The sequence below is a fragment of the Nocardioides sp. Root140 genome (genome assembly GCF_001426745.1).
GTDB lineage: Bacteria > Actinomycetota > Actinomycetes > Propionibacteriales > Nocardioidaceae > Nocardioides.
The window spans coordinates 1-23,961 of sequence record NZ_LMFI01000006.1 but is presented as its reverse complement, the minus strand read 5'-3'; the positions used below and the strand labels follow the sequence as shown (position 1 = coordinate 23,961).

General features: G+C 69.5%; 19 protein-coding genes and 1 tRNA gene. 8 read left to right on the top strand and 12 right to left on the bottom strand.

Annotation, left to right across the window (positions count from 1 at the left end; genetic code table 11):
• Positions 1-277 precede the first annotated feature (277 nt).
• The 4 genes from ASD30_RS10030 to ASD30_RS26040 all read left to right on the top strand — a co-directional run bounded on the left by ASD30_RS10030 (position 278) and on the right by ASD30_RS26040 (position 8,255).
• Positions 278-4,912, top strand: a complete 4,635-nt coding sequence (locus tag ASD30_RS10030; RefSeq protein ID WP_162250940.1) for a family 78 glycoside hydrolase catalytic domain — start codon at positions 278-280, stop codon at positions 4,910-4,912.
• A gap of 88 nt (positions 4,913-5,000) precedes the next feature.
• On the top strand, positions 5,001-7,538 hold the full coding sequence (gene hrpB, locus ASD30_RS10025; RefSeq protein WP_200951133.1) for an ATP-dependent helicase HrpB: 2,538 nt from the start codon (positions 5,001-5,003) through the stop codon (positions 7,536-7,538).
• Positions 7,539-7,838: 300 nt separating this feature from the next.
• Positions 7,839-7,912, top strand: a tRNA-Ile gene (locus ASD30_RS10020).
• Between the two features lie 31 nt (positions 7,913-7,943).
• The gene (locus tag ASD30_RS26040; protein WP_082563734.1) at positions 7,944-8,255 is read left to right on the top strand and encodes a hypothetical protein; all 312 of its coding nucleotides are present in this window, start codon (positions 7,944-7,946) and stop codon (positions 8,253-8,255) included.
• Between the two features lie 12 nt (positions 8,256-8,267).
• Here ASD30_RS26040 and ASD30_RS10015 read toward each other — a convergent pair whose 3' ends face one another.
• Together ASD30_RS10015 and ASD30_RS10010 are read right to left on the bottom strand one after the other, a co-directional pair.
• The gene (locus tag ASD30_RS10015) at positions 8,268-8,804 is read right to left on the bottom strand and encodes a DNA-directed RNA polymerase subunit alpha C-terminal domain-containing protein (protein WP_056680906.1); all 537 of its coding nucleotides are present in this window, start codon (positions 8,802-8,804) and stop codon (positions 8,268-8,270) included.
• 59 nt (positions 8,805-8,863) lie between these two features.
• The gene (locus tag ASD30_RS10010; RefSeq protein WP_156393596.1) at positions 8,864-9,130 is read right to left on the bottom strand and encodes a hypothetical protein; all 267 of its coding nucleotides are present in this window, start codon (positions 9,128-9,130) and stop codon (positions 8,864-8,866) included.
• 265 nt (positions 9,131-9,395) lie between these two features.
• Here ASD30_RS10010 and ASD30_RS10005 point away from each other — a divergent pair, with 265 nt between their 5' ends.
• Complete coding sequence (locus ASD30_RS10005) at positions 9,396-10,304, top strand: hypothetical protein (protein WP_156393595.1); 909 nt, start codon at positions 9,396-9,398, stop codon at positions 10,302-10,304.
• 484 nt (positions 10,305-10,788) lie between these two features.
• Here the strand turns inward: ASD30_RS10005 and ASD30_RS10000 are convergent, their stop codons facing one another.
• The 9 genes from ASD30_RS10000 to ASD30_RS09960 form a co-directional block, all read right to left on the bottom strand.
• Entirely contained in the window at positions 10,789-11,895 is a 1,107-nt protein-coding gene (locus tag ASD30_RS10000; protein WP_056680897.1) for a pyridoxal-phosphate-dependent aminotransferase family protein, read from the bottom strand.
• A gap of 24 nt (positions 11,896-11,919) precedes the next feature.
• Positions 11,920-13,287 (bottom strand): FAD-binding oxidoreductase, encoded by a 1,368-nt coding sequence (locus ASD30_RS09995; protein WP_056680895.1) that lies wholly within the window; start codon positions 13,285-13,287, stop codon positions 11,920-11,922.
• Positions 13,288-13,331: 44 nt separating this feature from the next.
• Complete coding sequence (locus tag ASD30_RS09990; RefSeq protein ID WP_156393594.1) at positions 13,332-14,027, bottom strand: thermonuclease family protein; 696 nt, start codon at positions 14,025-14,027, stop codon at positions 13,332-13,334.
• 164 nt (positions 14,028-14,191) lie between these two features.
• Positions 14,192-15,850 (bottom strand): sigma-70 family RNA polymerase sigma factor, encoded by a 1,659-nt coding sequence (locus tag ASD30_RS09985; protein ID WP_056680888.1) that lies wholly within the window; start codon positions 15,848-15,850, stop codon positions 14,192-14,194.
• Between the two features lie 4 nt (positions 15,851-15,854).
• On the bottom strand, positions 15,855-16,547 hold the full coding sequence (locus ASD30_RS09980) for a hypothetical protein (protein ID WP_056680885.1): 693 nt from the start codon (positions 16,545-16,547) through the stop codon (positions 15,855-15,857).
• Positions 16,544-16,951 carry an LPXTG cell wall anchor domain-containing protein gene (locus tag ASD30_RS09975; RefSeq protein WP_056680882.1) on the bottom strand — a complete coding sequence of 136 codons (408 nt, stop codon included), beginning with the start codon at positions 16,949-16,951 and terminating at the stop codon, positions 16,544-16,546. Before ASD30_RS09975 ends, ASD30_RS09980 begins: the two co-directional genes overlap by 4 nt.
• A gap of 21 nt (positions 16,952-16,972) precedes the next feature.
• Positions 16,973-18,055 (bottom strand): glycosyltransferase family 2 protein, encoded by a 1,083-nt coding sequence (locus tag ASD30_RS09970; protein WP_200951132.1) that lies wholly within the window; start codon positions 18,053-18,055, stop codon positions 16,973-16,975.
• Between the two features lie 109 nt (positions 18,056-18,164).
• A complete protein-coding gene (locus tag ASD30_RS09965; protein WP_156393593.1) occupies positions 18,165-19,571 on the bottom strand; it encodes a serine/threonine-protein kinase in 1,407 nt (468 codons plus the stop codon).
• A gap of 55 nt (positions 19,572-19,626) precedes the next feature.
• The gene (locus ASD30_RS09960) at positions 19,627-20,169 is read right to left on the bottom strand and encodes a hypothetical protein (protein ID WP_056680875.1); all 543 of its coding nucleotides are present in this window, start codon (positions 20,167-20,169) and stop codon (positions 19,627-19,629) included.
• Positions 20,170-20,309: 140 nt separating this feature from the next.
• Between ASD30_RS09960 and ASD30_RS09955 the strand changes: the two genes are divergently transcribed.
• The 3 genes from ASD30_RS09955 to ASD30_RS09945 all read left to right on the top strand — a co-directional run bounded on the left by ASD30_RS09955 (position 20,310) and on the right by ASD30_RS09945 (position 22,887).
• Positions 20,310-21,119, top strand: a complete 810-nt coding sequence (locus ASD30_RS09955) for a PP2C family protein-serine/threonine phosphatase (protein ID WP_056680872.1) — start codon at positions 20,310-20,312, stop codon at positions 21,117-21,119.
• Positions 21,120-21,262: 143 nt separating this feature from the next.
• Positions 21,263-21,802, top strand: coding sequence for a DUF3145 domain-containing protein (locus ASD30_RS09950; protein ID WP_056680868.1), 540 nt, complete (start codon positions 21,263-21,265; stop codon positions 21,800-21,802).
• 14 nt (positions 21,803-21,816) lie between these two features.
• Positions 21,817-22,887 carry an alpha/beta hydrolase family protein gene (locus ASD30_RS09945; protein ID WP_235532559.1) on the top strand — a complete coding sequence of 357 codons (1,071 nt, stop codon included), beginning with the start codon at positions 21,817-21,819 and terminating at the stop codon, positions 22,885-22,887.
• A 33-nt stretch (positions 22,888-22,920) separates the two neighbouring features.
• Here ASD30_RS09945 and ASD30_RS09940 read toward each other — a convergent pair whose 3' ends face one another.
• Positions 22,921-23,790, bottom strand: coding sequence for a crotonase/enoyl-CoA hydratase family protein (locus ASD30_RS09940; protein WP_056680863.1), 870 nt, complete (start codon positions 23,788-23,790; stop codon positions 22,921-22,923).
• Between the last annotated feature and the right edge of the window lie 171 nt (positions 23,791-23,961).

The window sequence follows — 23,961 nt, the reverse complement described above, 5'->3', positions numbered from 1 at the left end:
TCTTCCCTCAGGTGTTCCTGACCGGATCCTGTCACATTTGTGGCGTCGGTCACACCCCACGCCTAGAGTCGCCTGAAACGTTGCAATTCAGGAGACTCCCTTGCTTGTGTCACGCTCCCACGTCCGCAGCATCACCTCCGGTGTCAGCCGACGCTCGCGGCGACGACAACTCGTCGTCACGGGTTGCGCGTTCGTACTCCTGACCGGCGGGGTCCTGGCAGGCATGTCCGGGCCAGCCATCTCCAGGCCTGCCACGGCGGCGGCTCTGTCCCCGAGCGTGACTGGCGAAAACGACCACCTGGTCGTGGCCGGAACGAGCGTCGAGTACCTCGACGAGCCCCTCGGGCTCGACGCTCGCCGCCCGCGGTTCAGCTGGACGCTCGAGGCGGACCGGCGAGACGCCACGCAGGCGGCGTACCAAGTGCAGGTGGCCACCGGCGAGGGGACCCTGGAGGCCGGTGAGGCCCTTGTGTGGGACACCGGCCGGGTGCCGACGAACGACTCGGTCAACGTCCAGTACGGCGGGGAAGCACTGACCAGCGCGACGCGGTACTACTGGCGTGTCCGTGCTTGGTCGGCGGAGGACACTGGTCCATCTGCCTGGAGCGAGATCAGCACGTTCGAGACGGGGTTGTTCGAGGCTGAGGACTGGGTCGCCCAGTGGGTCGCGCCGGCGATCTCCCGCGAAGGTGGCTCCTACCTGCGCTCGGAGATCAACCTCCCAACCGATGTGGAGCAGGTCCGGCTCTACGTCTCTGGCCGAGGCAACTACGAGCGGGGGCCGGACGGGCAGGGGATCTGCTGCGAGCAGCAGTTCGGCCTGGCCCGCGGCGTCTACGAGGCCCACATCAACGGCCAGCGGGTCTCCGACTCGCAGGTGGAGTCGACCATGGTCGACACCCGGGTGCGCGCGCTCTACCGCACCTACGACGTCACCGACCTACTCACGGCCGGCGACAACGTTCTCGGCATCCTGATCGGCGAGGACTCCGATGTGCTGGCCCAACTGCGGGTGACCACGACTGACGGTGAGGTGCTCGACTTCGGCACCGACGGGTCATGGACGTCCGCCCCCGGTCCGGTGATCCGCGCGCACCGCTACCACGGCGAGACCTACGACGCCCGCAAGGAGATCACCGGCTGGTCGACCGTCGACATGGCGCCGTCAACGACGTGGCAGCCGGTGCGTGTGAGCAGCACGGTCACGGGAAGGCTCGAGGCCGCGACGTTCGAACCGATGCGAGTGGTCCGCACCCATGAGCCGGTCGCCGTCACGTCGCCGGCCCCCGGTGTCCACGTCCTCGACTTCGGGACCAACCTGACCGGCTGGACCCAGATGTCCCTGGATCTGCCGGCGGGCGCGACGGTGACACTCAAGCATGGCGAGCGACTCTCCAACGGCCGCGTCGACAACAGCATCATCGGTGCCCAGCAGACCAGCCGCTACACCGCTGCCGGCGGCCAGGTGACCTGGGAACCGTCGTTCGTGTACGCCGGCTTCCGTTGGGTTGAGGTGACCGGGCTGCCCGGTGCCCCGGCACCCGGGACGATCGTGGCCCGCGAGGTCCACAACGACGTTGAGCCCACCGGCACGTTCTCCTCGAGCAACGACCTGCTCAACCGCCTGCACAAGGCCAACGTCCAAACAGAGTCGAACGGCCTGCACGCAGTGCCCGAGGACACCCCCACCCGTGAGAAGCGGGGCTGGATGGCCGACGCCCACATCGCCGCCGAAGCGGTCATCAACAACTTCGGTGTGGCTGCCTTCTACTCCAACTGGGTCGAGGAGATGCGCTCCGCACAACAAGGGGACGGCCGCGTGCCGGACATCGTCCCGACCGAGCCCGCCGGCGCGTGGGAGACCCGGTCCGACCCCGCCTGGGCGGTTGCCCACGTGCTGATCCCCGCCTACGTGAACGAGCGGTACGCCGACACGCGGGTCCTGGCCGAGCACTACGACTCACTACGCGACTACCTCGCCTACCTCGAGACCACCACCAGCGGCGATCTGCTGACCTCGCCCGTGAACACCTGGGGCAACGACTGGCTGGCGCTGGAGAACACTGACTCGGTGCTGTTCCGCAGCGGCTTCTACCTCTGGGCCCTGCGTGAGGGCGCCGACGCGGCACGTCAGCTGGACAAGGGCGACGACGCGGAGCAGATGGACGACCGAGCCGATCGAGTCGCGTCCGCGATCAACGAGCGGTACTTCGACGAGGAGGCAGAGTCCTACGGCTCGAGCCAGTTCGCCAACGCCTTCCCCCTGGTCCTCGACATCGTGCCCGACGGGCACGTGGAGGGGGTGGTCGACAATCTCGTTCGGGACGTCGTCGACGAACGTGGCGGTCACTTCACCGGCGGCCTGCCCGGGATCAAGTACATCCCGGAGGCGCTGGCCCTGCACGGCCACTCCGACGTGGTCCTCGACGTGGTCACGAACACCGCGTATCCCGGCTGGGGCTACATGCTGGAGAACGGCCCGGGGACGATCTGGGAGGACTGGGGCGGGGCCTCGTCCCTCAACCACCCGATGTTCACCTCGATCGACAACTGGCTCTACGACTCGGTCGCCGGGATCGACCAGGCGCCGGGGTCGACGGGCTACCAGCACTCCGTCGTGGCTCCCCAGGTGACGGACCGGCTCGGCCAGGGCAACGGCAGTGTCACCACGCCGTACGGCACCCTCTCGAGCGCCTGGAAGCACGTCGGCGGGCGTCTGGTCCAGACCGTCACCGTGCCGGTCAACACCACTTCGGAGGTGACCGTCCCGGCCGACTCGGCGCGGTCGGTGCTCGAAGGAACGGGGTACGCCCAGGACGCCGTCGGCGTGCACAGCCTGCGTGAGACCTCTGACGGGGTCGTGGTCACCGTCGGATCGGGCACCTACGAGTTCAGGTCGGACGCCGTGCTCGGGATGCTCGGCAGCGCCGACGACGCCCTGAGAGCGCTCGACACTCGGCTGGACGGGCCGGGCGTGACAGCTGCGGCAACCCGCAAGCTCTCTCGCGACGTGGGCCTGGCACGCCGGGACGTCCAGGGCGCCATCGATGCCCGGATGGGCGGTGCGTCCCTCGACCGGGTGCGAGAGCTCGCCGCCGAGGCGCTCGGTCGCTTGCACGTGCTGGCGGTCCATGTCGACGACCTCGAGGCGGACGGCCAGCTCACCGGCGCGGCCGCGGCGGAGGTACGCCGGCACCTCGAGCAGGCTCGCGGCGAGTTGTCCACGCTCGTCACCCGCTCCGACGGCATCACCGTCGAGTTGGAGCCGGTCGACGACGCGGTCGCCGGGAGCACCTTCGACGCTCGCCTGGTGGTGACGAACGGTTCGACCAAGCCGCTCACCCGGGCCGCAGCGCTGCTGTTGGCCCCTGACGGCTGGGCCGTGCGGACGGACTCAACGCTGCCCAGCCCGATCTCTCCAGGTCAGTCCGCCACGACTGTCTTCAGGGTGACGGTGCCGCTCGCGCAGCCGCTCGGAGAGGTGGTGCTGGAGGGCAGTTTCTCCGCGGCCCGCAACGGCACTCGGCTGCGGGTGCCCGTCAGGCTCCCGGTATCGGTGCGGAGTCCGGTGTCGATCGACACTGTCCGTGCCCTGCCGCGCGTGCTCGAGACCGAGGACACCGACACCGTGGTGAGCGCAACGATGTCCAACCGGTCGCAGCAGTCGGTCCAGGTCATCTTGGCCGTCGAGAACGCGCCCGAGGGGTGGACGGCGCCAGGAACGACGGCGGTGGAGATCCCGGCCGGGGCGACTCGTAGCGCGTCGCTGACCCTCCAGCGCACCGCGGAGTCCGCGTCTGGTGGCGACATCGTGGTGTCCGCCTCTTCCGGCGGGCAGGAGTGGGCGCAGGCGCGCACGTCAGCCTTCGTTCGCGGCGCGGGCTGCGACCTCGACCCCCGCGGTGAGGCCTGTCTGACAACGGACTTCACCCTCCTCCACAACTTCGAGGAGGGTACTGAGGGGTGGATCGCGGGGGAGTACGTCACCTCGGCAAGCTCGGTGCCGAGCATGGCGAACAGCCCCGGTACTGCCCGGCTCGGCAGGCGACTGCTCGAGGCGACCGCCGCCGCCAACACCCCGGCCGACGCGTGGCGCACGGTCTCGGTGCGCGAGCCGGAGAGGGTTCCGCTGGGCGGGGCGAACGCGCTCGTGGTCCACGTCAATGCGTACGGAGGTGCACCCAGCGGGCCGTACCAGGCCCGCGTGGTGCTCCGGGACAGCACCGGGTCGACCCTCGAGAAGACCCAGGCCATCAGCCCTGATGCCTGGACCGAGGTCCGCGTGCCCTTCGGGGACTGGGCCGGTGTGGACCTGGTGTCGATCGAGGTGTCCTTCCGGGCTGCCGGTGACCGGGTGTGGCCGGGCAACTTCCAGATCGACCAGGTGGGCCTCGATGCCGCAGAGCCGCCGCCCAGCCAGTCGCTGAACCTGGCAGCTGGACGGCCGGTCGTGGCGCGCGCCACGCTCAACTGCTGCGCGTGGGGGAACGCGAACCTCGTCGACGGTGTCCGCGCCAGCACCCTGTCGAGCCGCGGCTACACCAGTGACCCGCCGCGCGGCGATCCGGACAACGTGGAGTGGGTGCAGGTCGACCTCGGGCAGGTGCGGCAGCTGAGCAGCGTGTGGCTCTGGCCGCGGACCGTGACGGCCGGTGAGCTGGTCGGCAACGGTGGCGCCGGCTATCCCGACACCTTCGCGCTGGAGGTCTCCGACGACGGGGTCACGTGGTCGACGCTGCGCAGCCTCACTGGAGAGACCTCGGACGGCAGCCGGGGGATGGGCTATGACGTCGAGGGTGAGGGCCGCTTCGTGCGCATACACGTGACCAAGCTCGGGCGGAGCGCCCCGGACGAGTCATCGCAAGGCTTCTACCGGCTGCAGTTGGCCGAGCTGGAGGTCTACGGCCCCTGAGGACAGGGGTCGGCGGGGCGATCAAGGATCGGTCGCCGGCGCCCACGGCACCGCTGACGTCTGGACACGGGTCGGGCACACTGCAGGCGTGCCGTCTCCGTCCACTCCGTCGATCGTTCGACTGCTTGCCGACCCGCCCGACTTGCCGGTCGTGGCTGGGCTGCCCGCGATCACCGAGGCACTGAGGGCGCGCGGGGTGGTGGTTGTCCACGCCCCGCCGGGCACCGGCAAGACCACTCTCGTCCCGCCGTGCGTCGCCGCAGACCTCGGCGGACGCGTCGTGGTCACCCAACCGAGTCGGATCGCGGCCCGTGCCGCGGCCCGACGCCTGGCCGGGCTGCTCGGAGAGCGGGTGGGCGAGACCGTCGGGTACGCCGTCCGCGGCGACCGCCGGGTCGGTGCATCCACGCGGATCGAGGTCGTCACCACCGGACTGCTGTTGCGGCGCATCCAGCACGACCCGGCGCTTCCGGGCGTCGATGCGGTGATTCTGGACGAGGTGCACGAGCGCCATCTCGACGCCGACCTCGCGCTCGCCCTGTTGATCGATCTTCGACAGAACCTGCGCGAGGACCTCCGTCTGGTGGCGATGTCGGCGACGATCGAGGCCGAGCGTACGGCGAACCTGCTCGGCGGCGATGCACCGGCGCCGGTGGTGAGCGTGCCGGGCGCGCTGCACCCCGTGGAGCAGGTCTGGTGCCCGCTGCCGGCCGGCCAGAGGCGCACGGACGCCCGCGGCATCACCCCGGCCTTCCACGACCACGTGGCCGCCACCGTACGGCGGGCGTTGGCCGAGCACCACGGTGACGTTCTCGTCTTCGTGCCCGGTGTCGCCGAGGTCGACCAGACCGTACGCCGACTCGCCGGCACCGGTGTCGACGTACATTCCCTGCACGGTCGGCTGCCGACGGCGCAGCAGGACCGCGCGCTCACTGAGGGGCCCGGACGAAGGGTGGTGGTCTCGACCGCGGTCGCGGAGTCGTCGCTGACCGTCCCTGGTGTGCGGGTCGTCGTGGACGCCGGGTTCTCCCGCGAGCCACGGACCGATCACCGGCGCGGGCTGGCCGGGCTGGTCACGGTGGCGGTGAGTCGGGCGTCCGCCGAACAACGCGCGGGGCGAGCCGGTCGCCTGGGGCCTGGTGCCGTGCTGCGTTGTTGGTCGGAGGCAGACCACGCCCATCTGGCGGCGCATCCCGAGCCCGAGATCGCCACCGCCGACCTCACCGCGTTCGCCCTCGAGGTGGCGCGCTGGGGGAGTCCCGACGCCTGGGGGCTCGCCCTGCTCGACCCGCCGCCGGTGCACGCCATGACCTCGGCCAGGGCCACGCTGCTCGAGCTGGGCGCCGTCGACGATGCGGGCCGCGTCACGGTGCGTGGCCAACGGATCGCGGACGTCCCGGCCGACCCCAGACTGGCACGAGCCCTGATCGACGGTGCGCCGTTGGTCGGCGCACGCCGGAGTGCCGAGATCGTCGCCATGCTCGCGGAGGACGTCCGCGCCCCCGGAGGCGACCTGGTCGCAGCCCTACGCGGCCTACGCGGTGGGCACCATGCCGGCGCCTGGAAGACACAGGTCAGACGACTCCAGGCGATCGCCGGTCCGGACGAGCCGGGTCGAGCTCTCCAGACGCCCGCTGCGCAGCTCACCGACGACGTCGCCGTGGGGCTCGTCGTGGCCCTCGCCCACCCCGACCGGATCGCCCGCAAGCGCAAGGGATCGGCCGGCTACCTGATGGCGTCCGGCACCGGCGCGGAACTCGACCCGCGGAGCCCCGGACCCCTGGCCGGGCTCGAGTGGCTGGCGATCGCCGATGCCGACCGGCGGCCCGGAAGGCGTGAGGCCACGATCCGTTCGGCTGCGCCGTTGACCGAGGACCTCGCCCTCGAGGCGGCAGCGTCGTTGTGGACCGAGGACGACGAGGTCTCCTGGGCCGACGGCCGTGTGGTCGCCCGTGGACGCACGAGCCTGGGCGCCATCGAGTTGAGCTCCGTGCCGATCGGCGACCCGCCCGTCGAACTCGTGACGGCGGCAATCCGCGACGGCCTGGCCACGGACGGACTCGGTGTCCTTCGCTGGTCGGGCTCGGCGGTCTCGCTGCGTGCGCGTCTCGCCTTCCTGCACAGATCGTTGGGCGAGCCGTGGCCCGACGTCAGTGACGGCGCACTGACGGAGAATCTCCAGTCCTGGTTGGGATCTGACCTCGCCCGCGTCCGCGGCGCGAAGGACCTGCACCGCATCGACGTGACGAACGCGCTGCGACGCATGCTGCCCTGGCCCGAGGCCGGGAGACTCGACGAGCTCGCGCCCGAGCGGGTCGCCGTACCCAGCGGATCGAACGTGCGGATCGACTACGAAGGCGAGCAGCCGGTGCTCGCCGTGAAGCTGCAGGAGGTGTTCGGCTGGACCTCGGCTCCCGCACTGGCCGACGGCCGCGTGCCGATCCTCCTGCACCTTCTCTCGCCGGCCCGCCGCCCGGCCGCGGTGACCGCCGACCTCGACTCCTTCTGGGACAACGGCTACCCGCAGGTGCGGGCCGAGCTGCGTGGCCGCTATCCGAAGCACCCGTGGCCCGACGACCCGCGCGCGGCACAGGCCACCCGACGCACCAAGAAGGCCGGCACCTGAGGACCTTGGTCCCGTGGTGGGCCGACCAGGCAGGCGTATGTTCGAAGGGTGGCTGCTCGACGTCATCGGGGGCCGGAATCAGCGGCCACGTACGTCGCACTGGCCTGATCGCCGGAAAGGTCCATCCATGTCCACGTCCACCACGATGATCTGGTTCCTCAGCACGACCATTGGCGTCATGTTGCTGCTCGCTCTCGGCATGCTGGTCGCCGTCCACACCTATGACAAGCACAAGTAGGTGGGACCCGTCGGTACCGACGACCACGGTCCGGCCGCGCACCCAGTAGGCTCACCCGCCGAGGGGCGGTAGCTCAGTCGGTTAGAGCAGAGGACTCATAATCCTTGGGTCGCGGGTTCGAGCCCCGCCCGCCCCACAAAGCCGGTGGCGCCCCGACGCATGTGGCGATGAGTCCGACTGATGCCGTTGAGGAGGCGACCCGCACCGACACCGCTGGCCGGCCCCTGTGCGGCGGTGGGCAACTGCCCGACCTGTTCGGCCTAACGGTGGTTCGTGTGCCTGGGCTTGAGCAGCCGCTGGTCTACGACGCGGGCTCCACGTATCTGGTGGTGGCGCGTGACTTCGCGGTCCGGGCCTCCGGTGACTACGCGCCTGCTTTCAAGGCCGACAAGACAGCCCTGCGGGTCACGGGCCGGTTCGGGGTCGGCATTCCGACGCTGGGCAAGTCGGTGCGGAAGGTGCTGGTGACTGCGGCGTGATCCGTCACGTGGTCACAACTTCATATGCCGAGGCCACCGCTGCTGGGTGGGTTCAGACTCCTGTCCCACATGCTGAAGCCACTGGTCCGAGACGAGCAAGACCATGCGTTCGTTCAACGCCTCCTCCATGCCGGGGGTGGGCGTCGGCTGACTCAGGATCCAACGTAGGTGGTTTTGGGACTCCGTGAGGAGATCCCACGCCCCATTAACTTTCTCACGCTTCAGTTGGTTGTACACGCGAACAGGTAGCTCTAGATCCTCCAACGGGACGTTGTGGGACTTCAGCTCGACAAGCAAGTGGCGGACTGCCTCCGGGGAGGCAGCCTCTGACTTCGTACGCCCTAGGACAACGTTGACGAGCTTGTTGGCGTACAGGTCCGCGGGGGGCGGGTCACCCTCGATGGTCGCCAGCGCGTTCCTGGTCCATTGCATCAGTTCTTCCATGGGAACGTCGCGCGGCTTCTCCTCAGGTGAGAAGGCAATCTCAGTGGCCCCGAGGTCCACCACCCATGATGGGGTCTTCCGGCCAAGCTTCTTGTCGAGCTTCATTCGGGCGCGGGCAGCGTACACGTCTGCCCGCCGCACCTTGACTACTCGTGACATCGGATCTACCCCTCATCTACGACAAAGACTACCGGGCCGTCACCCGGGTTGAATGGGCTCAGTCCCTGGAGTTGGGAATCGACAATGGCACCCAACAGTTCGACGTCGGCGGTGTCCTTGTTCTTGTCCGAGGCGAGTGTGACCAATGCCGCCATTCCGATCGCCTGCGAGTTCTCGTCGCCTGCCGCTGCGCGGTCCGCTGCCCATTGCACCCGCGACCACCACAGGGATCGTCTGTCGGTGCGGTTCTTCTGCCATACCGTGAGCCCCACGCCTCCGAGCACTATGAGGGCCACAAGAATCGGTGCGAGGTCGGAGACTCGACCCCATGCGACTAGTGACGTCATGACTCAGGGCCTCCACCAGTAACGGGCGACTGCCGAGGACGTTCTTGCCACCACATGCACTCACGGTAGAGCGTCGGTCACCGGGCTCGCTTGAGGTCGGCTGGATTGGGTCGAGCTTCCCAGATGGCTCCTTGGTGCTGGTGACACGGTTCCGTGGATCGATGTCGGCGCTCTGCAATAGCCTCGTTGCGTGACAATCGAGCCAGCATCTTGGGATTGGGCCGCCATTGGCTCCGGGGCCACCGCGTTGGCCTTCTTTGTGAGCGCGTGGGTGTTCGCACTTCAACTCAAGGATCGCCGTCGACAATCAGCCGAGGGACTGTCTGCATGGATCTCAGATCGGTACGCTCCAGTCGGTGGACGACTGGAGCGTCAGACGACGGTCTATGTGAGCAACACCGGCAACCGGCCTGTTCATGACGTGACCGTGGTGGTGGGGCACGGCCATCTGCCACACAAAGTCGCCCGTCTGGGGCCGCTCGGGTTCCCGTTCACAGCGGTCATTGCTCCGGGCAAGGAGGAACTCTGGCCGATCCACGAACAACTCAAGTCGTTCGATACCAATGGAGTTCTGCGAGCCGAGGCGACCTTCACCGACTCGGCGAACCGACGGTGGGTGCGGGAATTCGACGGGCAGTTGAAGCGCCACCGACGAACCCGCGTCCGCATCAGCCCCGGAGATGAAGAACTTGCCGCAGCGCAACTCGGAAACTACAGCCTCGACAACCCCATGATGGTTGCGATGGCCTTCAAGTCGTTGCTCGGTGATCCGACAGCCGAGGATCGACTGGACTCCCTCCAGTGGTTGAGCACGCCTGAGTCCGTACCCAAGTGGGGGGACTACTCAGACGCGGCAGAGGGGATCACGGACCTCGCGATGGCGTCGTTCCCCGTCTATCCCGCTCCCGGCATCGCCTACGTGAAGATGCCTACGGACCTGGGTGTCAGTTACCGGGTGAACGGACCCACCCTCATGGAGGTCTCGATCATGACTCTGCAATATCGGCCTGACGTCGAGGGTCCGGGGTGGCGAGTGCACCAAATTGGATATCCCGCGCCACCCGACCAAATGCCCCCAGTGCCAGCGCCCGACGAGTGACCACGGCTGAGCCGGTCCGCGCCCGAACGGCAGAGTCACCCCCGAAGTTCAACGTCCTGGACGTGTCCTGAGCTTCGGGGGTGATCTGCTGGGCGGGAGTCGGCACTCGGCGCACGTGTGAACCCGGAAGTGAAAACTCGGCAGTGGGCAAAAATGGCTGGCCGAGGGTTGCCGCTGGTCGAGTCCGGCCACGGAGTACCCCACCCCCTCCGGTTGGGGGTCGGGTCGGGGCGCGCCCCGCCTCCCGGAGCGCTGTGGGAGAATGAGTGTGAACAGCGAGGGATTCGGCCTCTCACGGTCGCATTCGCTCGGGTGTTTACGCAGGGGAGCACAGCGCTAATACCGGAAGTGCTCATAATCCTTGGGTCGTGGGTTCGAGCCCCACCCGCCCTACTCGAGCACGACTGAAGACCACGTGGTGGATCGCCGGCACCGGGTGCGTGCTATCCATCACGTCGTCTCTCTCTGGGTCCGGGGCGAGGCCCTACCGCCCCAGCGTCTCGGCCAGTGCCGCGAGCAGCAGCGCGACTGCGTCGGGCCGGGCGTTGGGGCCCATCAGGCCGATCCGCCACACCGAGGCGGCGAACTCGCCCGCCCCGCCACCGATCTCGATGTCGTAGCGCTCGAGCAGGGTGCGTCGTACGGCGGCGGAGTCGACGCCGTCCGGGACGCGCACCGTGGTCAGGTCGGGAAGCCGCGAGCCCTTCTCCGCGAACAGCTCGAGGCCCATCGCCTCGAGCCCGTCCTGGAGTGCCTGCCCTGCGGCCGCGTGGCGCGCCCACACGTTCTCCAGGCCCTCGTCGAGGATCCGGCCCAGTCCGGCGTGCAGGGAGCTGATCATCGCCACGGGCGCGGTGTGGTGGTAGGTGCGGCCGCCACCCTTGGCGCCGGCCTCGCCGACGTACCCACCGAGCAGGCCCAGGTCGAGGTACCACGACTGTGGCCGTTCGACCCGCCGGGCGAACGCGCGGTCGTTGATGGTGAAGGGGGCCAGGCCGGGTGCGACGCCCAGGCACTTCTGGGTGCCGGCGTAGCCGACGTCGATGCCCCAGTCGTCGGCCCGCAGCTCGATGCCTCCGATTGAGGTGACCGCGTCGACGACGAGGAGGGCGTCGGTGGAGGCATGGACCGCGTCGCCCAGCGCGGCGATGTCGGAGCGGACGCCGGTCGACGTCTCCGCGTGAACGGCAGCCACGATCTTCGGGGAGGGGTGGGCGGCCAGCACCCGCTCGGGGTCGATCGCCGTGCCCCACGTGTGCTCGACCGGGACCACCTCCGCGCCACAGCGGCTGGCCACCTCGCACATCCGCTGGCCGAACAGCCCGTTGACGGCGACCACGACGACGTCGCCGGGGTGCACCGTGTTGACGAAGGCGGCCTCCATGCCGGCCGAACCGGTCGCGGAGAGGGGGAGGGTCCGCGCGTTGTCGGTGCCCCACGCCACGCGCAGCCGGTCGCAGGTCTCGTCCATGATCGTGAGGAACGCCGGGTCGAGGTGGCCGAGCAGCGGTCGAGCCAGGCCCTCGGTGGCCTCGGGGTAGGGGTTGCTCGGGCCGGGGCCGAACAGGTGGCGTTGGACGATCGATGTCATGTGTTCTCCTCTGTGGGACTGCGGCTACAGCACGGCGCCCGGGTTCAGGATGCCATCGGGGTCGAGGGCATCCTTCACGCGCCTGGTCAGGGCCATCACGTCGGCGCCGAGCTGGTCGGGGAGCGCGCCCTTCTTCGCGCGCCCCACTCCGTGCTCGCCGGTGATGGTGCCGCCGAGCGCGATGGCGAGCGCCATGACCTGGTCGAAGGCCTTGCGCGCGCCTGCCACGGCGGCAGGGTCGGCGGCGTCGTACACGACGATCGGGTGGGTGTTGCCGTCGCCGGCGTGCGCGACCACGGCGATCTCGACACCGCACTGCTCGGCGATGACGGCCATGCCGTCGATCAGGTCGGGCAGCAACGGGACCGGGACGCCGACGTCCTCGAAGAGCACGCTTCCGCGGTGCTCGAGGGCCAGGAAGGCGTTGCGTCGCGCCGAGACGAACAGGTCGGCCTCGTCCGCGTCGGTGGTGGTGAAGACCTCGGTCGCAGCCTCCTCCTCGCAGCACTGGCGGATCACGTCGATCTCGGCCTCGCAGGACGCACCGTGGGCGTCGGACTGGGCGATCAGCAGCGCGCCGGTCGACCGGTCGAGTCCGTGGGAGCGCCAGTCCTCGACGGCGTTGATCGTCGCGTTGTCCATCAGCTCCAGCATCGAGGACCGCACCCGGTTGCGGATCGCGACCACGGCCCGCGACGCGTCCGTCATCGTGGGGAAGGAGCTGACCAGGGTGGCCCCTGCCCGTTGTGCGGGGATCAGCCGCAGGATCGCGCGAGTGATGATCCCGAGGGTGCCTTCACTGCCCACGAAGAGCTTGAGCAGGGACAGCCCGGCGACGTCCTTGATCTGCTTGCCGCCCAGGGTCACGAGCGTGCCGTCGGCGAGCACGACATCCATCCCGAGGACGTAGTCGGTCGTGACGCCGTACTTCACGCAGCACAGGCCGCCGGCGTTGGTGGCGAGGTTGCCGCCGATCGAGCAGATCTCGTACGACGACGGGTCGGGCGGGTACCAGAGGCCGTGCTCGGCCGCGGCCCGCTTCACCTCGACGTTCAGCGCGCCCGGCTCGACCACGGCGACCTGGCAGGCGGAGTCGATCTCGATCGCGCGCATCCGGTCCAGCGAGATCGTGATCCCTCCGTCGACGGCGGAGGAGCCGCCCGACAGCCCGGTCCCGGCACCGCGGGGAACCACGGGTATTCGATGGGCGGCCGCCCACCGGACCGCCTGCTGCACCTGGGCGGCCGTCTCGGCGCGGACCACGGCGGCGGGCAGCCCGGCCGAGCCGTCGCGCGCGAAGTCCTCGCGGTACTTCTCGACCTCGGCCGCGCCGGTCACCACCACCCCTTCGGGCAGCTCGGCCACCAGCTCGGCGACGGCGTCGATCTCCATGTAGCCGAGTGTGCCAGCGATTCAGCGGGCCAGGGGATCTGGTCTCAGCAGGTGCGCCAGTTGCCCAGCCGGGCGTTCTTCGCGGCCGCCTGGGCCAGTCGGTAGTTGCGGGTCAGCTGGAACGGCTTGTTGTTGTAGACGTAGACCCGGGCCAGTCCCCGTCGCACCTGCATGCGGTTGACGTCCTTGCCGGTCGACCGCTTCACGACGTACCGCAGGTCGCGGCCGTAGCGGTCGGCGTACGCCTGGGTCGGGTCCGAACGCAGCAGCACCCGGGTGCCGACCGGCAGGATGCGCTTGAGTGCCCGTGACGCCGCGGGGCCGCCGCACTGGACGGTGCCGTAGACCTCGGGGGTGTTGATCCCGATCATCCGGACCGTACGCCGACGGCCGTTGCCGAGGCGCACGTTCACGGTGTCACCGTCGACCACCTTGGTGATCCGGGCGAGCTGGCGCAACGTGGCCTTGGGCTTGGGCTCCGTCGTCCCGGTCTGGCCGGAGCCGGTGCTGCCGCAGGGACAGGGGAGCGACTCGCAGGCCCGGCCGTCGTTGTCGGAGCCGTCGAGACGGTGCGGGTCCGAGGCGGGGTCGTTGTTCTCGAAGAACGTCTGCGCGGCCTGCTGGGTCGAGAAGTCGGAGCAGTCGCGGTCGACGAACGCATACGCCGGCGCGGAGAGGGCCATCACGCCGCTGACCAGGGCGAGCGCGAGAAGGCATGGAGCAAGGACGGAGCGTTGCACGAGGATCCCCCAGGAAAGAACGGAATGAAGTCCCGAGGTTAGGCAGCGGTGCTACCCGTCCGCAGCGCAATGACGCCAAATGGCCCAAGGGGACTATCCGGCATGGTCCGCTCAGGAAGTTGATGTCCTGTCAGCAGCCCGTCGAACGCTCGAGGCGTCAACGCTCACGGCGCGGGGAGCTGTTGCGCCCAGCCGTCGTTCGCGGGGTTGGGGTCGTCGTTGCCGGGACTGCTCGAGGTGACCGTGACGGTCGCCTGCCCCGCGAGAAGCAGGTCGAACGCGAGCGTGCTCTGCGTGCCGGGAGTGCTGCTGGTGCGGCACGACATCACGACCTCGGACCCACGGGTCGGCGGGTTGCACGCCCACACGGCGTACCTGCCGGCGGCATGCACCTCGACGTTCGCCGGCGTGTCGACGTGGACGGTGACCTCGGTTGTCGGTGCGGCCACCACGTCGAGCTCGACGTGGTACCAGGACTGGCCGTCCTGGACGAACGTGCTGCTCCTCAGCGGCTGCACGGCCACATCGACGGTGGTCGTGGGAGGGCCGAGTGGCGCGGTCGGTTCAGAGGGCAGGGCGGGCGCTGAAGGGAGTGCCGTGAGCAGTTGCTCGGCTGCCGGGACTTTGTCGGCCCGGCTGCTCGGCGCCACCGGGGCACGCGGCGGACGCCGGCGCGCACTGGAGGTGCCGGTCTCCCCGGAGCCTGCTTCAGTGCGCGCCTCCTGTGCGGGCGCGGCGGGGATCCTCGTCCACGGAGGCCGTTCGCCGGGTCGCTCGGGGCGTAGGAAGGTGGGCGGCGCCGTCCTCGGGCCGGCCTCTGCCCGAGGAAGTGGCGCATCGGGCCGATTCGACAGCCACCGCTCGGTGGAGGCTCCCGCCTCGTCCACGACGGAATCGACGACGGTGAGCACCCCGGTGGTCCCGATCATCAGGCCGGCCGCCACGATGCCGACCAACGGTACGACGCGGGCAACCGTGCCGGTGAACCCACCTGTCGAGTCCCACGCCCGCGGGGACACGGCGACGGTCGCGCCGCCCAGCACCATCGGTGCCAGCAGGGCCGCGAGGTTGTCGTTGATCTGCTGCAGCTCCAGGAAGACGGCAGTGCATGCCCGGCAGCCGGGGAGGTGTCGCTCGACGAGGCCGGCCCTGGTGCCGCGCGCGACGCCTCGGACGTACGCCGGGAGAACGGAGACGACGTCATGGCAGTGTGCATCGGCAGTGTCTGCCGCGTGATCGGCGAGGTAGGACTGTCGCAGGCCTTCGCGAGCGCGGAAGCTGAGCGCGGCCACCCCGTTCTGCGTCAGCCCCAGGTGGCGACCTGCCTCGGCCAGGGGGAGCCCCTCGACGACCGTGTACCACAGGACCGCCTGCCAGCGTTGGGGGAGCGAGCGGAAGGCGCGCTCGACGGCCGCGTTCTCGAGCCGACTGCTCAGGTCATCGGGGATCACGGTGTGCTCGCCGAACACCTCGAAGTCGTCGGTGAGGAGTTGTCGGGCGTCCTGTTGGCTGCGACGGGAGTGCAGGCGGCGGATCGTGGTGTAGAGGTAGGGCCGGAAGGCTATGTCGGGCCCCTTGCCGTTCTGCAGGGCGCGCAGGATCTGCGCGAAGGCCTCCGACACCAGGTCGTCGGCGTGGGACCTGCCGCCGACGTACGACGCGACTCGGCGGGCCGCCTCACCGTGCCTGGCGAACAGCTCACCGAAGTGTTCCAGCTTGCCGCCCCGCACCAGCGTGATGAGTTCCTGGTCGCTGAGGACTGCGGCGCTGGGCCTCGTGGCGACTGTCATGACGTCCTTGGGACGGTCGGGACGATGCTTCATGACGTCATTCCGTGCTCGAGGCGGCCAGGCAGCCCAGCAGGGACTGGGCTGCCTCGTGTCGAGCCGGAAGTGGTTCGAGCCAGACCCGGCACAGGCCGACTCTCAGTCGCTGGCGGGGTGCGGCCAGCAGTTCGGCGACCTGGACACAGGCGCGGGCGAGCCTCGCGGTCCGTTCGGCGATGACGACAGCCCGGTGCGGGCCGATGCCGGCAATGACCTCGTCGCCGTCGAAGACCATGCGCAGCGACTCCCCGACCGCGGCCAGCTGCAGACCAGCAACGCACGCCGTGGCCGGCGCAGGACGCCGGAGCTCGACGACAACCAGCTCGTGCGACTGCTTCACCGGCACTCCGGTCGCGGCGGTGCGGGCCGACGCCTGGTACAACGCCGAGAGTTGGGTCTGGGCGTGCTGGAGCGTCGCCAGGCCGGTGGCAGGGTCCTCGCAGCGTGAGGCGTGGGTGCGCTCGAGCACCGAGTCGGACCAGGCCAGTGCCGCGGCTCGGAGAACCGCGACTCCGGCCCGCCGTCGGTTTGCCTGGGTGCAGGCCAGATCCAGGTCCTCGAGGAAGACCGCGAAGGGCTCGCCCTGGACGGCGTACTCCCGCGCGATCTCGGCTATCACCCCCTGGCTTCGACGGCCGCTGGCCAGCGCGGTCGTCAGCTCGTCGAGGCGGGAGTGTTCGGGGAGAGTGGTCATGATCGCGGGGCCACACCCGCCGGCAGCAGGTTCCGCACCGCCAGCCCGAGGTAGCCGATGGTGAACAGCGCGACGGCCAGGCCGGTAGCGCCCCACCCACTGCCGGTCCGTCCGTCGACCACGGCCGAGGTGACCAGGAGACCCATGACCGCCAGGGTGGCGCCGGCGAGGACCAGGGCCCCGACGGGGCGGCGGCGGCGGTGGCGCGGTTCGTGCTTCCGGCGCATCAGCGTGACACCGACGGTGATGAGGGTGACTGCCGCAAGGAGCGCCAACAGGGTGGTGGTGGGTGCGCCGGTGTTGGGCAGGACGCCGGAGGTCGGTGCGGCACCACCTTCGAGGGTGCCGGAGAGGACACCGGCGCCAACGGCTCCGGGCATGGCGATGTGCGTTGTGCCGTACATGATTTCCTTCTGTGGATTCGGTCAGGTCTGTGGTGCGCCCGAGAGGTGGTGCCAGTGCGCCGGACGGCGCAGGAGAACGTCGGCTGCCGATCGCACGAGGACGGCCTGGAGGAAGAGGTCGTACACCCATTCCACGAGGAACGCGGCGGCAAGGAGCCTGGCCCGGGGGCCGGCATGCCACACGGTGACGATGCGCTCGAGCACGAAGAGGAGGCCGAGAGGGGTCCACCAGGGGTGCCACCCGAACTCTCCCGAGACGACCAGGTAACCGGTGTAGACGATGTAGAGCCACATGGCGACGAAGCCCAGGGTCATCCCGGCCTGTTGCAGGACATAGGGAAACGTGACCCGGGTCAGGCCGTAGGCGGACAGGTTCTCGAGGGCACCGCGCTGCCACCGCAGTCGCTGCCGCCAGAGGTCGCCCCAGGTGGGCATCACCTCCGTCTCCACGATGCACTCTCGCGGTGACACACACCGCAGGCCGAGGTGCTTGATGGCCACCGTGATCTCGTTGTCCTCGGTGAGGGCAGAGGTGTCATAGACCTGCCCACGGTCGCGCTCAAGACCGCGCAGCACGTCGACCCGGTGCAGCGTCGCGGTGCCGGTGAGCACGAGGGCGTCGTCGTGACGGCGACGGATCTGGCGCTGGTAGCGCGCGTACTCGTTGCGTTGCAGTGCCCCCAGGAGACCGGCCCCCGGCTCGCCGAGGAAGATCCCGCCGACCGCGCCGACCTCGGGTCGTCCTGCGAGCGTGCCTACCGCGACCTCCAGGAAGTCGGGCGCGAGGGTGGAGTCCGCGTCAGCGACCAGGACCAGGTCGCGGTCGTCGAGAGTGGGGAGCAGGCGGTGCAGCGCCTGGTTCAGTGCGCCCGCCTTCTTGTGCGTGTTGCCCGTCGACTCGACGACCTCTGCCCCTTGGTTGCGCGCGACCTGGACGGTGTCGTCCGTGCAGTTGTCGGCCACGACGAGGATGCGGCTGGGCCGACGGGACTGCTCCGACAACGACGACAGTGTTGCCGCGATGCGGTCGCCCTCGTTGTGCGCGGGGACCAGCGCGACCACGCGCTGGCTTCCTCGGCTGTGCTCGACCAACTGTTCCCACACCCCCCGGTGTCCTTCCCCCTGGCCGGACCCGATCGGGTCCGGCACATGGAGAGAGCACCGGAAGGGCGGACCTGTTACGCGGGGATGAGTGTGAGGTGGGTCACGTGGCTCAGAACTCGTCGTCGATGAGGTAGGTGCCGTCCTGGTAGGCAAGCTGCAGTTGCACGTCGTCGCTGCGGTTCTTGCCGGCCTTCATCGTGTAATCGACGTGATAGCTGATCACCAGGGAGTCGGGGTCCGCGACGATGTCGGAGACGCTCGCCTTCGCGACCGTCCCCCAGAAGCCGGTGTAGGAGCCGAATCCGTTGCTGGCGTCCTGGAACCTCGGGGTGAGCATCTCCCAGCTGCTGGCCGGGTCGGAGGTGACCGTGTCGAGATACGTGGTGATGAACTGCGACATCCCGTCGGCGGTCGGTTCGTCGGCCGGCGACTCGGATCCGGTGTCGGTCGACGTACTGCCGTCGGAGGCGTTGCCCGACGGAGAGTCGTTGTCGCGGGTCGCCAGCCAGCCGCCGACACCGGCCAGTGCCAGCACGATGGCCACCACGGCGACGATCGCACCCCACGAGCGCTTGCGGCGGTGTGGGGTCGGCGGGAGCGCGCTGGGCGGCGGCGCGGCATGCTGGTTGGCCGGCGCCGGTGCGGCCGGGATGACGGCCGTCTGCGGACTCGCGGGAGAGGGGCGGGCCGGTGCGGCGACCGGGATCGGCGGTGCGGACGCCGACGGCCCCGCGCTGAGGAACTGCGCCACCTGCTGGGCGTTCCATCGGCCCGCCGGATCGGTGTGCATCGTGGCCAGCAGCAGTGGCGCCAACCACCCGGCGCGGTCGGTGCGCGGCGGCTCGTCGTGCACCAGGCGGTAGAGGGCCCCGATCAGGTTCTCGCTCGCGTCGTACGGCGGGGAACCGGTCACCGCATGGAAGACGGTGGCGCCCAGGGACCACATGTCACTGGCCGGGCTGGCGCTCGACCCCGACGCGACCTCGGGGGAGAGGTAGGCGGGGGAGCCTGTGACCATGCCGGTCTGGGTCAGGGTCGGGTCGTTCTTCGTGCGGGCGATGCCGAAGTCACCGAGCTTGAGCCTGCCGTCGTCGGTGACCAGCATGTTGCCCGGCTTGATGTCGCGGTGCACGATGCCGGCCCGGTGGGCGGCGGCGAGGGCCTTGGCCGCCTGGCCGATGAGGTGCGCCGTCTCGTCAGGGGAGAGCGGGCCGCGTTGCCTGATGATCTCGCCGAGATCACGTGAGGGGACGTGCTCCATGACCAGCCAGTGGTCGTGTCCTTCGGTGACCAGGTCGTAGACCGCCACCACGTGCGCATGGTTGAGCATCGCCGAGACGCGGGCCTCACGGCGGACCCGTTCGACGTCGGCGCTGTCGGTGCCGGGCAGCAGCCCCACACGTTTCAGCGCCACGTCTCGACCGAGCACGACGTCGCGCGCGAGCCAGACCGCGCCCATGCCACCGCGTCCGATCTCCCGATCGAGCTGGTAGCGACCTGCGATCAATGTGCTCACGAAACCCCTTCCTCGACTCCGCGAATCCTAGACGCCGGGTGGGGAAAGTCGGTCCTCAGCCGATGACGACGACCTCGAACTCCGAGCCGATCCGGTCCGTGCCCCACTGCAGGCCGTCGCGGTAGGCCACTTCGACAGGGTCGAGGACCAGTGCCACGGGGGTGGGCGACTCGACGCTGAGCATCAGCTGGTCCCCGCCGCCGAGGTGCAGCGTGTTGCCCTCCGCGGGCAGCACGTCGGCGCAGAACCGGCTCGGGTCCGTGGTCTGCGAGATCGCCCCGTCGCGACAGATCCACGCCTCCACCTCGAGCCCGTCGACGTCGAGCCCGTCGGTCGAGCTGTCCGCGGTGCGGAACGACGTACTGCTGATGGCGAGGTCGCGTGCCTCGAGGTCGCTCGGAGTGGCGCCGAGGTAGACGCGCTGCCCGACCTTCGGCGAGGCGGTCACCGTGGAGTCGGTCAGCGGGAGCGGCGCCGGGTGTCGGGCCCACCAGACAGCGACGGCGACCAGTGCGACCACGGCCGGCAGCCAGAGCCAGGGGAGCCACCGGCGGCGTGAGACCTCGAGGCCGGAGCCGGTCTCCGGGACGGATTGCATGGGGCTCAGGGTAAGCGGACGCAGTCGGAAAACACCCGGTTTGGCACACGGGGAGAAGATTGTCACGGCGAATGTCGGTCTTGACGACTTCACTCGTCACCCGCTCTACTTCCTCCTAGCCAAGGAGAGGGGTGCCTCCCATGTTGCGATTCTCGGGTGCCGGTGTGACAGACGTGGGTCTCGTGCGCGACCACAACGAGGATTCCGCCTTCGTCGGTCCCTATGTCGCCCTCGTCGCTGACGGTGTCGGTGGTGCTGCCGCGGGCGAAATCGCCTCGGCCACCACGACGTACGCCGTGTCTGCGCAGGCGATCGCACGCCCCGACGACGATCCGGTCGAGGTGCTCGGCGAGGCGGTCACGTTCGCCCGGAACCAGCTGCTCCAGGGCGTCGCCCACGACGTACGCCGCACCGGCATGGCCACCACGCTCACCGCGGTCGCCACCGACGGCACCCGCGTGGTGATGGCGCACGTCGGGGACTCGCGGGCCTACCTGCTGCACCAGGGCCGGCTGGCGCAGCTCTCGACCGACCACACCTACGTCCATCAGCTGGTGATGCAGGGCCACCTGACTGCGGCGCAGGCGCGGATCCACCCGTGGAAGAACGTCGTGCTGCGCGCGCTGCCCGGCGCTGAGATCGGCCAGGTCGAGGACGCCGACGTGCTCGAGCTGGAGGTCGAGCTGGGTGACCGGCTGCTGCTGTGCAGTGACGGCCTGAGCGACCTGGTCACCGACGACGAGATCGCCGAAGGGCTCAGGGTCGCCGATCCCCAGTCCGCCGCGGCCACCCTCGTCGAGCGTGCCCTCGAGGCCGGCGGCGTCGACAACATCACCTGCGTGGTGCTCGACGTCATCGACGGTCCGCGCGTCGTGGGCGACGGGGTGTTGCTGGGGGCCGTGCGCGACCTCGCGAACGTCGTCGACCCGGCTGCGGTCCGCACCTCCTGAACAATCTTCGGGTGATCTGCTGATCCGCTGGTATTCAGCGGCAACATGGGTCACAATGGCTCCATAACTACACATGTGTCACTTGTGTGACTTCATCTCGATTTGTCGTAGACCGCTGGGGAAGGCGTATCTCGACGCCTGAGATGGAGGAGGTCACAGTGACCACGACTGCAACGCGCACCAACACCAAGACGACGAGGGGAATCCTCTTCGTCCATTCCGCGCCGTCCGCACTGTGCCCGCACATCGAGTGGGCCGTGGGCGGCGTACTCGGTGTTGCCGTGAGCCTGGAGTGGACCCCGCAGCCTGCCCAGGCCGGGACCTACCGGGCCGAGCTCTCCTGGACCGGAGACGCCGGCTCGGCTGCTGCCGTCGCCTCCGCCCTGCGCGGCTGGAACCACCTCCGCTTCGAGATCACCGAGGAGCCGACCTCGAGCACCGAGGGTGGCCGCTACTCGTTCACGCCCGAGCTGGGTGTCTTCCACGCCGTCACCGGCCTGCACGGCGACATCATGATCCCCGAGGACCGGCTCAAGGCCGCCGTGGTCAAGGCCGCGCTGGGCGACACGACGGTGCTCAACGAGATCGACAAGCTGCTCGGCAAGCCGTGGGACGACGAGCTCGAGACGTTCCGGCACGCCGGTGACGGTGCTCCGGTCCGCTGGCTGCACCAAGTCGTCTAGCGCACACTGGAGATGTGAGCGTCGCTCCCGCACAGGGTTCGAGAACCACGTCGGCCGGTTGGCTGGCGTCGGTGCTCTGCGCCGGGCTGCTCACGGCGTGCTCCGACACGTCAGGTTCCAAGGACTCCGACGACTCGGCCGACGACGGGCCGACCTCCAGCTCGTCGACGTCCACGGGTCCCGAACCCGGCGCCGCTCCGACGATTCCGGCCAGGCCTCCGCACCCGGTCTCGTTGCCGGCCCTCATGCAGAAGTCGTACGACGGGCGCGCCCTCACGTTGGGCGCCGAGGGGGCCAGCACCTCGGCGTACACCCAGCACACCGTGAGCTACCTCAGCGGCACGATGAAGGTGTCCGGGCTGATGAACGTGCCGACCGGCAAGGGCCCGTTCCCGGCGCTGGTGCTGGCCCATGGCTACATCGACCCGGCCTACTACGACAACGGCCAAGGGATGCGGCGCGAGCAGGACTACCTGGCCCGGGCCGGCTACGTCACCCTGCACGTGGACTACCGCGGCCACGCGTTCTCCGACCCGGCGCCGCGCGCGGAGGAGTCGCTCCGGCTCGGCTACACCGAGGACGTCATCAACGCGGTGCTCGCCCTGCGCAGGTGGCGCGGACCCGTCGACGACGACCGGATCGGGCTGGTCGGTCGTTCGATGGGCGGCGGCGTCATCTACAACGCGTTGACGGTGCAGCCCGGTCTGGTCGACGCGGCCGTCGTCTTCGCACCGGTCAGCTCCGACACGGTCGACAACTTCGAGCGCTGGACCCGTCCGGAGCGCGGCGAGGTGGCGACCCGCATCCTGGCGAGGTACGGCGAGCCGCGGACCCATCGCAGGTTCTGGCGCAACGTCAGTCCGCGCACGTTCTTCGGCCGGGTCACCGAACCCCTGATGATCCACCACGGCACGTCGGACGACTCGTGCCCGCTGCCGTGGAGTCGTCGTACGGTGCGGGCGTTGCAGGCCCACGGCAAGCGGGTGACCTTCCACGTCTATCCCGGCGAGGAGCACGCCTTCGGCCCCCAGTGGACGCTTTCGATGGAGCGCACCGTCAGGTTCCTGCGCCGCACCCTCAGCTGAGAGGGCCTGAGGTCCGTCCCGAAACCGGCGCTGTCACCAGGGGTGGAACGGCGGCATCTCCGAGGCCTTGCTGGTGAACTCGGGGTCGCGCTTGTCGAGGAACGCCGCGACGCCCTCCTTGCCGTCGCCGATGCTCGTGTAGAACATCGACAGCGAGTCGACCCGGTGCGCCTCGAGCGGGTGCGCGGCCGCGCTGTTGCGGTACATCATCTGCCGGGCCAGCGCGGTGCCCACCGGCGAGCGGTTCGTCGTGAACTTGCGGGCCAGGGCGTACGCCGCGTCGAGCAGCTCGTCGGCCGGGTGCACCGACTTCACGAAGCGCCCGTCGCGGGCCTCCTCGGCGGTCAGGATGTCGGCGGAGTAGACCCACTCCAGGGCCTGGGAGATGCCGACGATGCGGGGCAGGAACCAGGTGGAGGCGGCCTCGGGCGTGATCCCGATCCGGCCGAAGACGAAGCCGATGCGCGCCTTCTCCGAGGCCAGGCGCACGTCCATCGCGCACAGCATGGTCGCACCGATGCCGACCGCCGCACCGTTGATCGCGCCGATGACCGGCTTGGTGCAGTTGAAGATCGCCAGCGTGACCCGGCCACCGGTGTCGCGCACACCGGTGGCGATCGCGGGGTCCTCGAGCCGGTCCTGCATGTCCGCCATGGTGGGCGTCTGGCTCTCGTCGAGTCCGAAGACGTTGCCCTCGACCGAGAGGTCCATCCCGGCGCAGAAGGCCTTGCCCGCACCGGTCACCACGATCGCGCGGACGTCGTCGTCCTGGCTGGCCCGGTTGAACGCCGCCTCGAGCTCGTCGGCCATCGTCACCGTGAACGCGTTCATCTGCTCGGGCCGGTCCAGGGTCAGCGTCAGGATGCCGTCGGCGACGTCATAGCGCAGCGTTTCGTAGGTCATGCCCGCAGGCTATCCGCCGGCGTACGACGGCTCTTGTGCGCCCATGTTGACACTTTGCACCCTGCCGAGGGGGGGCTAGGTCAATCGGTCTAAGCAACGGTCATGCTGCTGCCGGTTTGGCGAGCAGCGCAGCCAGCGCTTGTGCGGGGGTCTGCAGGTCAAGGGTAGGGC

Coding starts and splice junctions, on each gene's coding strand:
- ASD30_RS26040 (WP_082563734.1), top strand. CDS start 7,944: ATGAGTCCGACTGATGCCGTTGAGGAGGCGACCCGCACCGACACCGCT.
- ASD30_RS10015 (WP_056680906.1), bottom strand. CDS start 8,804: ATGAAGCTCGACAAGAAGCTTGGCCGGAAGACCCCATCATGGGTGGTG.
- ASD30_RS10000 (WP_056680897.1), bottom strand. CDS start 11,895: ATGACATCGATCGTCCAACGCCACCTGTTCGGCCCCGGCCCGAGCAAC.
- ASD30_RS09995 (WP_056680895.1), bottom strand. CDS start 13,287: ATGGAGATCGACGCCGTCGCCGAGCTGGTGGCCGAGCTGCCCGAAGGG.
- ASD30_RS09985 (WP_056680888.1), bottom strand. CDS start 15,850: ATGAAGCATCGTCCCGACCGTCCCAAGGACGTCATGACAGTCGCCACG.
- ASD30_RS09980 (WP_056680885.1), bottom strand. CDS start 16,547: ATGACCACTCTCCCCGAACACTCCCGCCTCGACGAGCTGACGACCGCG.
- ASD30_RS09975 (WP_056680882.1), bottom strand. CDS start 16,951: ATGTACGGCACAACGCACATCGCCATGCCCGGAGCCGTTGGCGCCGGT.
- ASD30_RS09960 (WP_056680875.1), bottom strand. CDS start 20,169: ATGCAATCCGTCCCGGAGACCGGCTCCGGCCTCGAGGTCTCACGCCGC.
- ASD30_RS09955 (WP_056680872.1), top strand. CDS start 20,310: ATGTTGCGATTCTCGGGTGCCGGTGTGACAGACGTGGGTCTCGTGCGC.
- ASD30_RS09950 (WP_056680868.1), top strand. CDS start 21,263: ATGGAGGAGGTCACAGTGACCACGACTGCAACGCGCACCAACACCAAG.
- ASD30_RS09940 (WP_056680863.1), bottom strand. CDS start 23,790: ATGACCTACGAAACGCTGCGCTATGACGTCGCCGACGGCATCCTGACG.